The sequence below is a fragment of the Vibrio sp. 1F169 genome (genome assembly GCF_041439605.1).
Taxonomy (GTDB): domain Bacteria; phylum Pseudomonadota; class Gammaproteobacteria; order Enterobacterales; family Vibrionaceae; genus Vibrio; species Vibrio tasmaniensis_A.
In genome coordinates, this window is sequence record NZ_JBGOOI010000109.1 from 1 (window position 1) to 9,295 (window position 9,295).

The 9,295-nt window shown below is 44.2% G+C and carries 9 protein-coding genes; 6 read left to right on the top strand and 3 right to left on the bottom strand.

Annotated elements, in window-relative coordinates:
- Positions 1 to 117: 117 nt before the first annotated feature.
- Both ACED53_RS22025 and rimK read right to left on the bottom strand, forming a co-directional pair.
- Positions 118 to 546, bottom strand: coding sequence for a RimK/LysX family protein (locus tag ACED53_RS22025; RefSeq protein ID WP_004733090.1), 429 nt, complete (start codon positions 544 to 546; stop codon positions 118 to 120).
- A gap of 32 nt (positions 547 to 578) precedes the next feature.
- A complete protein-coding gene (gene rimK / locus ACED53_RS22030; protein ID WP_010428457.1) occupies positions 579 to 1,484 on the bottom strand; it encodes a 30S ribosomal protein S6--L-glutamate ligase in 906 nt (301 codons plus the stop codon).
- Between the two features lie 603 nt (positions 1,485 to 2,087).
- On the opposite strand from rimK, the gene ACED53_RS22035 reads away from it, so the two are divergent.
- Together ACED53_RS22035 and ACED53_RS22040 are read left to right on the top strand one after the other, a co-directional pair.
- Entirely contained in the window at positions 2,088 to 3,872 is a 1,785-nt protein-coding gene (locus tag ACED53_RS22035; RefSeq protein ID WP_017101326.1) for an SgrR family transcriptional regulator, read from the top strand.
- 179 nt (positions 3,873 to 4,051) lie between these two features.
- Positions 4,052 to 5,113: an MBL fold metallo-hydrolase gene (locus tag ACED53_RS22040; protein ID WP_017101327.1), complete on the top strand. Its 1,062-nt coding sequence runs from the start codon at positions 4,052 to 4,054 to the stop codon at positions 5,111 to 5,113.
- Positions 5,114 to 5,260: 147 nt separating this feature from the next.
- Here ACED53_RS22040 and ACED53_RS22045 read toward each other — a convergent pair whose 3' ends face one another.
- Positions 5,261 to 5,686: a MarR family winged helix-turn-helix transcriptional regulator gene (locus tag ACED53_RS22045; RefSeq protein ID WP_069591819.1), complete on the bottom strand. Its 426-nt coding sequence runs from the start codon at positions 5,684 to 5,686 to the stop codon at positions 5,261 to 5,263.
- A gap of 97 nt (positions 5,687 to 5,783) precedes the next feature.
- Between ACED53_RS22045 and ACED53_RS22050 the strand changes: the two genes are divergently transcribed.
- The 4 genes from ACED53_RS22050 (at position 5,784) to ACED53_RS22065 (ending at position 9,186) form a co-directional block, all read left to right on the top strand.
- Positions 5,784 to 6,275 carry a DUF2798 domain-containing protein gene (locus ACED53_RS22050; RefSeq protein WP_017100273.1) on the top strand — a complete coding sequence of 164 codons (492 nt, stop codon included), beginning with the start codon at positions 5,784 to 5,786 and terminating at the stop codon, positions 6,273 to 6,275.
- A gap of 34 nt (positions 6,276 to 6,309) precedes the next feature.
- Positions 6,310 to 6,615: a DUF3861 domain-containing protein gene (locus tag ACED53_RS22055; protein ID WP_017088697.1), complete on the top strand. Its 306-nt coding sequence runs from the start codon at positions 6,310 to 6,312 to the stop codon at positions 6,613 to 6,615.
- Positions 6,616 to 6,822: 207 nt separating this feature from the next.
- Positions 6,823 to 7,587 carry a hydratase gene (locus tag ACED53_RS22060; protein WP_017100272.1) on the top strand — a complete coding sequence of 255 codons (765 nt, stop codon included), beginning with the start codon at positions 6,823 to 6,825 and terminating at the stop codon, positions 7,585 to 7,587.
- Positions 7,588 to 7,827: 240 nt separating this feature from the next.
- On the top strand, positions 7,828 to 9,186 hold the full coding sequence (locus tag ACED53_RS22065) for a Na+/H+ antiporter NhaC family protein (RefSeq protein WP_017100271.1): 1,359 nt from the start codon (positions 7,828 to 7,830) through the stop codon (positions 9,184 to 9,186).
- Positions 9,187 to 9,295: the final 109 nt, after the last annotated feature.

A 9,295-nucleotide genomic window follows, 5' to 3' on the forward strand; every position in this document is an offset into this window, starting at 1 on the left:
TTATCTGCTAACTGCAAGATCGTTCAAGTCTTCTTAAACGATCGGCATTAAGTCTTAAAGACTGGCCTTTATTATTGCGCGTTGTTGACTCACTATTTGAGCTGTGGAGCAGTTCAATTAGTGAGAAATTAGAAATTCACCCGCTGGGTCAACAATCACTTTGTCACTCATGCCTTGACGACCAAGCAGCATCATATAAGTCATATCTTGACGGTTGCTTAGTGTGATATCGATAGGCCATTCCTGACCGCCGATTTTTAGCATGGTTTCAATCACACAACGGTGTTCAACTTCGCCGTTCGATGACTTGATTCTTTTACTTGTTTTCAGCTTCGCCTTGCAGCGCACTGTTTCTTCTAAGTGGTAAACGTCTGGGTGAAGATCGAACTCAACGAAGTTTTCACCATCTGTTTTTACACATAGTAGATTGTCTACGTGTAGAGAAGAGGTTTGAGCCCCTGTATCAACACGCGTATGTAGTCCAGTTATCCCTAACTCTGGTAAGCAAAGTGCTTCTGTATTCCCTATGATCATTTTATTGTTCATGTTTTTTCCAATCATGAGTAAACGGCGTTTAATCAGCCTTTGCCACGAGTACGGTTAGCGTTTGGTTTTGCATTTTTCTCGATAAATCCGAAAATCATGTCTGCTACATCTTTACCTGTCGCTTTCTCGATACCTTCTAGGCCTGGAGAAGAGTTCACTTCCATTACAACAGGGCCATTCTTAGATTGTAGAATATCGACACCACATAGGTTTAATCCCATGATTTTAGCTGCATTGATAGCTGTAGCGCGCTCTTCTTTGGTTAGTTTAACCAGTTGAGCTGTACCGCCACGGTGCAGGTTAGAGCGGAATTCACCCTCACCAGCTTGACGTTTCATTGCTGCAATAACCTTGTTACCCACAACAAAACAACGGATGTCTGCGCCATTAGCTTCTTCAATGAACTCTTGAACCAAGATGTTCGCTTTTAGGCCCATGAATGCTTCGATAACGCTTTCAGCTGCTTTGTTTGTTTCTGCTAGAACCACGCCGATACCTTGAGTGCCTTCAAGAAGCTTGATAACCAGTGGCGCGCCACCTACGTTTTTGATCAAGTCTTGAATCTTGTCTGGGCGGCTAGCGAAACCTGTTTTTGGTAAGCCAATACCTTTACGAGATAACAGTTGTAGTGAGCGCAGTTTGTCGCGAGAACGACTGATTGCTACTGACTCATTGATACAAAAAGTGCCCATCATTTCGAATTGGCGAACAACCGCAGTGCCGTAAAAGGTAATGGAAGCGCCAATACGTGGAATAACAGCATCGTATTGAGGTAGCTCTTCACCCATGTAGCGAATCTTCGGATTGTTACTCGCGATATCTATATCACAGTGCAGCGTGTCGATAACATCGACCTGGTGACCACGAGCTTCTCCAGCCGCTTTTAAGCGAGAAGTAGAGTATAGGTTTTCGTTGCGAGAAAGAATTGCGATACGCATGGCGTTTCCTTAGTTAATACCTGATTGGTAACTGCAAATAAATGAGTTGTTAGCTGAGCTTTCAGTTTTTCTGAGGCTCTTTGCTTGCTTCGGGGCGAACCTTAAGGCTTTTCGTTTAACTAAGAAAACGAATTAAATTTGTCGAGTCGACAACGGAAATTTATCGAATGTGTGAGCGATTGGTACAACTAGGTTGAGAGGGAGTTTGGAATGGAAAAGCGAGTTGAGACCTAACTCATATTGGGGGTAGGAGCCTATTAGGTTGTACTCAACTCGCGTTAACTCGGTGCTTAAAAGTGTACTAATAACGCCAGTTACATAGCTCTATAAGTGTTCGTAGTGCTTCTCTTTCGAGCTTGCTACAGGTGCTTTTTAGCTTATTAAGATAGTATTTTCTCATGATGATTACTTCTCTTGTATTAGGCTTTGGTGGGAGCTCAAAGTTCCTTGTTGACCCATTAATTATGGTTACTTAATAGGAAGTAATAAACAGATGGGTTTTTACTAAGTTGTTCCTGTTTTTGTCTTTTATCGCTACTTTTTGACTGATGTGTTTTATAATGGGCTTAATCAGGAAGGGTTGTTTCTAAAAAGGTTCATTATTTGTCTGATCTAAACATGATGCGTTACTACACAAGGCTGGATTCGTTTGAGCCTAATCTTTCACACTCGGTGACCTTAACCGAGGTCGCAGACAAGCTGTTCACCAGTTTACGCCATGCACGAACTTTGTTAGGCAAGATGCATCAGGCTGAATGGGTGGTGTGGGAGCCAAAAGTCGGCAGGAATCAACGTTCTAATCTGACCTTACGTTTTAGCAATCAAGAATTGACTCAACATGTTGCCAGTAAACTGATAGAGCAGGGCAAATACGAAAAAGCACTCTCAATTCTAGACAATGACCGCGCTGTATTTGGCTCTCTCCTTCAAGAAACCTCTGGCGCGACGATGCGTGAAGGGCTACTGCACGTACAATTAACCTATAAACGTAAGTTTGAAGACCTATTCCCACATCATATTCACCGCAGTAGCGAACGATTTTTGATCAGGCAAGTGTTCAGTTGCCTCGTCACTTGTAATGGCAAGGGCAAGTTGAAGCCTGAACTGGCGCACCATTGGGAATATGATGCTGAAAAGTTGGTTTGGACTTTCTATTTGCGCCCAGGCCTAACCTTCCACGATGGTCAACCCGTTGATGCCAAGCAGTTAGTATCGTTGTTTACCGCCTTAAAACCGCTACCTTTTTATCAGACAGAGTTAGCCCATGTTGCTTCGGTTTACAGTGAACAGCCGTTAAGGATCAGCTTCCAATTGACCAAAGCAGACACCGGCTTCGCTGGCTTATTGGCTGGCGTTAAGTATTCGATTCAACCCGCAGCGCAAGTAACTCGTGAGCCATCGCCATTAAACTCGGTGTCACATGCAGTTATTGGTACCGGTCCATTTAAAGTGGTTGAGACCAATAATGAACGGATCAAGCTCGCGGCATTTGAGCTCTATTATGGTTGTCGGTCTTTAACCGATGAGGTGACCATCTGGCAGTTTGAAGAATCGATGACAGGCAGTGCTCGATTCGATGACAGCCAAATGCAAGTCTCGTCTTATGAAGATTCTTCTTGTTTCCATCAGCTAGGGAAAAGCGATACGGAGCTTGTTTCAGCAGACACAGACGGCCTTCGTAGCCGAGTCGAGGATGGGTGCTTATTTATCCTGTTCAATCAGAATTCAGCGGCAACTCCGCTTAATAATGAGCAGCGAAAATACCTTTCAGAACTGACCAACCCACAAGCTATTTTATCTCAGCTGGAAAAAAACAAGGGTTTGTTCAGTGTCTCTTTAGCTCAAAACATACTGCCAAGTTGGCAGAAATTGTATCGAACGCCTTCGAAAGAAGCACAACTGCCGAAAAAGATGAGTATTGCAGTTTACGACTATTATGCGTTGTACCGATGTGCCATCTGCGTTTCAGACATATTGAAACGATATGGTGTGGAAGTTGAGGTGAACACCTACAGTTTTCGAGAATTGGCGCAGTTATCTCAGAGTGGCGAGTTAAAAGAGGATCTGGTGCTGTGTAACCTGAACCTCGATGACAATGCCCCGTCTTCGCTGTTTTCGTGGATGATGAATGATCCTGTTTTGCACTCTGCTTTGGGAGATATGAACAGTGATTGGCTCAAGCAGCGCTTGGATAGTCATAAAGCCTCGGTTGAACTGCCTAATTACTTGGCAGAGTTGGAGCCCGTTGCATCCACGTTGATTTCTGATTATTGGCTAGTGCCTATGTTCCATCATTTACAGACCGTTCGTTTCCAAGGCATTTTGAAAAACGTGGCCATCACAAACTGGGGATGGCCAGACTTCAAGAATGTATGGTCCGCTGATTAACCTTTCTTACTAACTAAGTTAGCTCGTTTTCAAAGTCAGTTTCTCCAAAATCGACTTTGGCATGCTCACGTCTAGGTAAATTAAAAGTTACACTCATTGGTTTACTTTTGTGTTTTGATATGTAAACTAGTCGGTGTAGTTTATGTGTTGGGCCTATCCCAACCGACGAAGAGATACCAATGAAAAAATATCTATTACCGATTTTAGGAGTACTTGCCGTGGTCGCTATCGTAAGCACAGGTTCACAATCAAACGACAATCTAGATAAGCTTCCAAAGAAGTTTGTTAACAGTGAGCTGGAATACAAATCGGGTATGTCTGATATTTTTTCAATCTTGAAAGCATACGTGACTGTGGAAAGAAACGAGCCAGTGCCGCGCACTGCATTGCCTTTGATTCCAATGACAGCTGAGCAATTGATCGAAGAGCAAGATGATGTTGCTTATCGCTTGGGTCATTCCAGTGTGATGATGAAGCTGGATGGCAAGTTAGTGATGACTGACCCTGTGTTCAGTGATCGTGCATCACCCGTGCAATGGATGGGGCCGAAGCGCTTCCACCCAACACCAATATCACTGCAAGAACTACCTGATATTGATGTGGTGGTGATCAGCCACGATCACTACGACCATTTAGACAAAGGTGCTGTTAAGGTATTAGCCGATAAAGTAAGTACGTTTTTGGTGCCATTAAGAGTGGGCGCACTATTGGAAAAGTGGGGCGTGGATAAAGAGAAGATCATCGAATTGAATTGGTGGGAATCAGCAACAGCCTCAGATATAGAGTTTACTTTGACGCCAACACAGCACTTCTCTGGTCGTGGCTTACTTGATCGTGACCAAACACTGTGGGGGAGTTGGGTTATCAAGGCTTCAGATAAGAAAGTATTCTTTAGTGGTGACTCTGGTTACTTCAACGGCTTTAAAGAGATTGGTGAGCGCTATGGGCCGTTTGATTTAACCATGGTTGAAACGGGCGCGTATAACTCTCTTTGGGCGGATATTCATATGTTCCCAGAGCAGAGCGTTCAGGCCCACATTGACCTGCAAGGTAAGGTGATGATGCCAATCCACAACAGTACCTTCGACCTTTCTATGCACGATTGGCAAGACCCAATGGAACAAGCTCTGGTGATTAGCAAAGAGCGAGATGTGCAAATGGTAAGCCCTGTGATGGGTGAACGTTTGGTGATCTCAGAGCCGGTACCCGTTCAGGCATGGTGGAAACTGGCATCGAATTAGAGCTGTTACCTAATTAGAACGGACATCTAATTAACACTCTCATCTAAGTTAGAAGTAGTCATACTGCTAATCTATATAAAGCCAGTTGATACAAAAAACGCCACCGATCATTCGATTCGGTGGCGTTTTTTCGTTTTATTTTGAAGATCAGCTTTCTAAGTTATGCGCCATTTTCTTCGCAACTTTTCTGAATTGCTCTAACTCATCTTCGGCCATGCCTTTGGTCATTCTCTTCAGCATGTCTCGATCTATATCCGAGACCTTACTCATGATCTCTTGAGCCTTATCGGTCAGAACCAATAACTGGCTGCGCTTGTCTTCCGGGTTCGGAGACTTCTTCACAAGTTCCTGATTGATCAAGGCGTTAATGAGCCGAGTGACCTGGGCTTTATCACGATCTAGGAAGTGTGCGATGTCAATAGCGGTACATGGAGACTTCTTGGTAATGATCTTCATGACACGAATGTTCATGGGTGCGATCTCTGAGTCCAAGCTCTCAATCTGCTCGCTCATTTGACGTTTCAAAGAGTGCACTAAACGAAAGATAGATTCTAGCGATGTGTTATCAGACATAAACGATCCTTAGAAATATAGTTGACATTATCAACTAGTATATTTATAGTTGACATTATCAACTTAATTGTTCGTAAATTCAAGACAGGAAATAGATATGACGATTCAAGCAGCACTAACGCCAACTCTTCCTGAGCAAAAAGGCACACCGGTTTTATACAAAATTTTGGTCATGATGAGCTTAATGCTAACCATTGGCGGCAGCTTAACGGCCGTGATGACTTACATGAATGTCGGACTCGGTGAGGCATTTATTGGCAACTGGCTTTCTTCGTTAGCCCTTGTTGTCGTGATCATGATGCCAATGGGCGCTGTGATGATGGCTTTAATCACCAAAGCCGTTGCTAGAGTGTTCACAACTTATGGCGAGAAAGTTCGCAACCTGATCGTAGGACTGAGCATGGCATTCATTATGGAGTCCATCATGGCATTTGTAACAGCGGCAAATAATATTGGATTTTCGGATACATCGGCGTTTACCAGTGGATGGTTTAATGGATTTATTACCGCGCTTCCTGTTGGCCTTACGATCATGGTCGTAATGTCGATGACGGTTAAACCCAAGCTAGAACGATTCATGAAGAGTTAGCCAACACACTTTTTAAGCATTGTAGGAGATCCACATGACAGCATTCACAGGCAAACATAACAACTACCGCATCACTATCGAAGAAGTGAACATCAAAGAAGATCGTGAATTGCAAACCATGCAGTTTGAAATTGAAGACAGAGAGAACATGTTCGCGATTGTTGAGAAGATCAAACAAGACAGCGGCTTAGACGAGCAATCAGCAGCGCGACTAGGGGTGAGCATTCGTTTACTTGGCCCAATGATGATGCAAGATAGAAAGCACCCTCTGTTTGTTGATTTCATGCCTCACTTCAGAAACTTCATGCAGAATCTGAAGAAGACGTTGAAAGGGCAGTAAAGCCTAGTCATCAGTAGTACGCTTAGAAAGCCAGTAATCAATTTACTGGCTTTTTCCTTATTGAAATCAACATGGTTTTACGTAGTTACGTTTAGAATATGCGAAAATTGATGGTTGAATTTTCGGTGTTGGTTCGTTGTTTAATTGTCTATTCAAGCTTCAATAAATCCGATATTATACTGGTCATAAAAATAAAGGTGGTATTATATGACAAATATATTTGAGCAAGCAGCTGAAGAACTGCTGAGTCGCCGCGTTGCGGGAACCAAAGCACCAAGATTGGACGAACAGTACCGTCCGAATAACTTGGAAGATGCGCTAAAGATCCAATCATCAATGATCGATCTTAAGAGCGACAAGGTCGGTGGTTGGAAGTGTTTGCTTCCTTTGGCTGGAGACAAGTTCATTGTTGCGCCTATCTTTTCGGGTAGTGTTCAACAAGGCGAGGTTTGCGAACTGTTTGCTGACAACGACGTAGTACGTGTTGAGCCTGAAATTGCATTTACTCTTGCTAAGAGCTTGCCTGCAAGCCAAGAAGGCTACAGCGAAGAGCAAATCAACGACGCGATCGGTTCTTGCCACATGGCACTTGAGTTGATGCAGTCTCGCTTTGCTGATGACAGCGGCGCTGAGTTCTATGAAAAACTGGCCGATGGTCTAGTAAACCAAGGTCTGTTCATTGGCCCAGAGATTGACCGTGAAAAAGCGTTCACTTCTGCTGAGATCAACATTGAAGTGACCCAAGGCGAACAAGTTCAAGCGTTCGCAGGTAAGCACCCAAATACATTACCACCAAGCCCAATTTACTGGCTGATTAACTACATGACACGTCGTGGTGTTGATTTCCAAGCGGGTGAAGCCATTATCACGGGCTCTTACTGCGGTATCGTAGAAATGGGATTCGATAAGCCAACGACCTTCCACTACGAAGGCATTGGTGAATACCAAGTGACGTTCCAACAAAAACGCTAACTTAGCAAAAGCCTTAAGTAAGCAAAAAGCTAGCTTCTGCGTAAACGCTATCTGTTCTCGAAAAGCAATCTGTTCTCAAAAGGCTATTTACTGGTGAGTAAATAGCCTTTTCTATTATGTGATGTTCAATGGTGTGCTTATTACTTTGCATTAAATTGGGCGTTTAGACGTCTAGACGTTGACAAGCTCTAAGTGTGACATTAGTCTGCTCACCTTCCTGTTCTATTGTGTTGTCGTTCCATGTCCAATTCAAAAAGTTCTAATGCTGTAATTGCACCTTCTGCAGTTGCGCTTATCCCTCTGATCGTGTTCCTATCGTTGTTTATTGGCGTAGGTACGTACTTGTCACTGCAAGGCGTCGATTTTGCTTTTTATCAGCTTCCAGCTCCAATTGCAGCTTTGCCTGCTGTGATGTTGGCGTTGTTGCTAAGCAAAGATAAATTGAACCGCGCTATCGAACAGTTCTTAGGTGGAGTAGGTCACAAAGACATTATCGCAATGTGTATGATCTACCTATTGGCGGGTGCTTTTGCGGCTGTGGCTAAAGCGTCTGGTGGCGTGGACGCGACGGTAAACCTAGGTCTATCGGCGATTCCGACAAGCATGATCCTACCGGGTATCTTCCTGATTTCAGCTTTCATCGCGACGGCAATGGGCACCTCTATGGGTACTATCGCTGCGGTTGCCCCTGTTGCGCTAGGTATTGCCGACTCAGCTGGCATGAGCATTCCTCTGACTGCTGGTGTTGTTCTGAGTGGTGCGATGTTTGGTGACAACCTTTCTATCATCTCTGATACCACCATTGCCGCGACACGCTCGCAAGGCTGTGAGATGAGAGACAAGTTTAAAGAGAACATCCGCATTGCACTGCCGGCTGCACTTATCGCAATTGTTATCTTTGCTTTCAACAGCACAGCGACTCAAGTTCCTGAAACGGGCCCAATTGAGTGGCTGAAAGTACTGCCGTACATCACCATACTGATTCTTGCGGTATCGGGCATGAATGTCTTTGTCGTGTTGACGATTGGTATCTTGCTGGCGGGTGGCGTGAGCCTAGGTTCTGTTGAGAACTACGGTATGACTGATTACGCTCAAGACATCTACGCAGGCTTCGGCAACATGCAGGAGATCTTCTTATTGTCGATGCTAATTGGCGGTTTGAGTGAGCTGATGCGTCGTCAAGGTGGATTGGCGTTCCTGACTAACTTAGTAAGTGGTGTGATTCGTGCATTTGGCTCTTCACACTCTAAGCAAGCGAATGGCCGTGCGAGTGAGCTAGGTATTGCTGGCTTAGTATCTATGGTGAACCTATGTACGGCAAACAACACGGTAGCGATTATTGTGTCTGGTAGTGTGGCTCGCCAATTGGCGGAAGAGAACAATGTGTCTCCACGTCGTTCTGCAAGCTTGTTGGATATCTTCTCTTGTGTGATTCAAGGCGTATTGCCTTACGGTGCGCAGGTATTGCTATTAGGTTCGGTATTTAACCTATCGCCTTTGGATATTGTAGCCAACTCGTACTACTGTTTTGCTCTTGCAATCGTGGCTGTAGTCGCTGTGTTTATCAAACACCCAGCGCGTCAAGTGGCTAACGCTTAGTAGCAACTGAATAAACTGAGTGATTACTGATTTTGATAAGAAGGCTCCTTAATAGGTAATGCCGTTCACTTAAGAGTGAACGGCATTTTTGTTCTTAGCATACCGTTGT

Excerpts from the sequence above, each read along its gene's own strand:
- ACED53_RS22025 (WP_004733090.1), bottom strand. The coding sequence starts at position 546 with ATGAACAATAAAATGATCATAGGGAATACAGAAGCACTTTGCTTACCA.
- rimK (WP_010428457.1), bottom strand. The coding sequence starts at position 1,484 with ATGCGTATCGCAATTCTTTCTCGCAACGAAAACCTATACTCTACTTCT.
- ACED53_RS22040 (WP_017101327.1), top strand. The coding sequence starts at position 4,052 with ATGAAAAAATATCTATTACCGATTTTAGGAGTACTTGCCGTGGTCGCT.
- ACED53_RS22045 (WP_069591819.1), bottom strand. The coding sequence starts at position 5,686 with ATGTCTGATAACACATCGCTAGAATCTATCTTTCGTTTAGTGCACTCT.
- ACED53_RS22050 (WP_017100273.1), top strand. The coding sequence starts at position 5,784 with ATGACGATTCAAGCAGCACTAACGCCAACTCTTCCTGAGCAAAAAGGC.
- ACED53_RS22055 (WP_017088697.1), top strand. The coding sequence starts at position 6,310 with ATGACAGCATTCACAGGCAAACATAACAACTACCGCATCACTATCGAA.
- ACED53_RS22060 (WP_017100272.1), top strand. The coding sequence starts at position 6,823 with ATGACAAATATATTTGAGCAAGCAGCTGAAGAACTGCTGAGTCGCCGC.
- ACED53_RS22065 (WP_017100271.1), top strand. The coding sequence starts at position 7,828 with ATGTCCAATTCAAAAAGTTCTAATGCTGTAATTGCACCTTCTGCAGTT.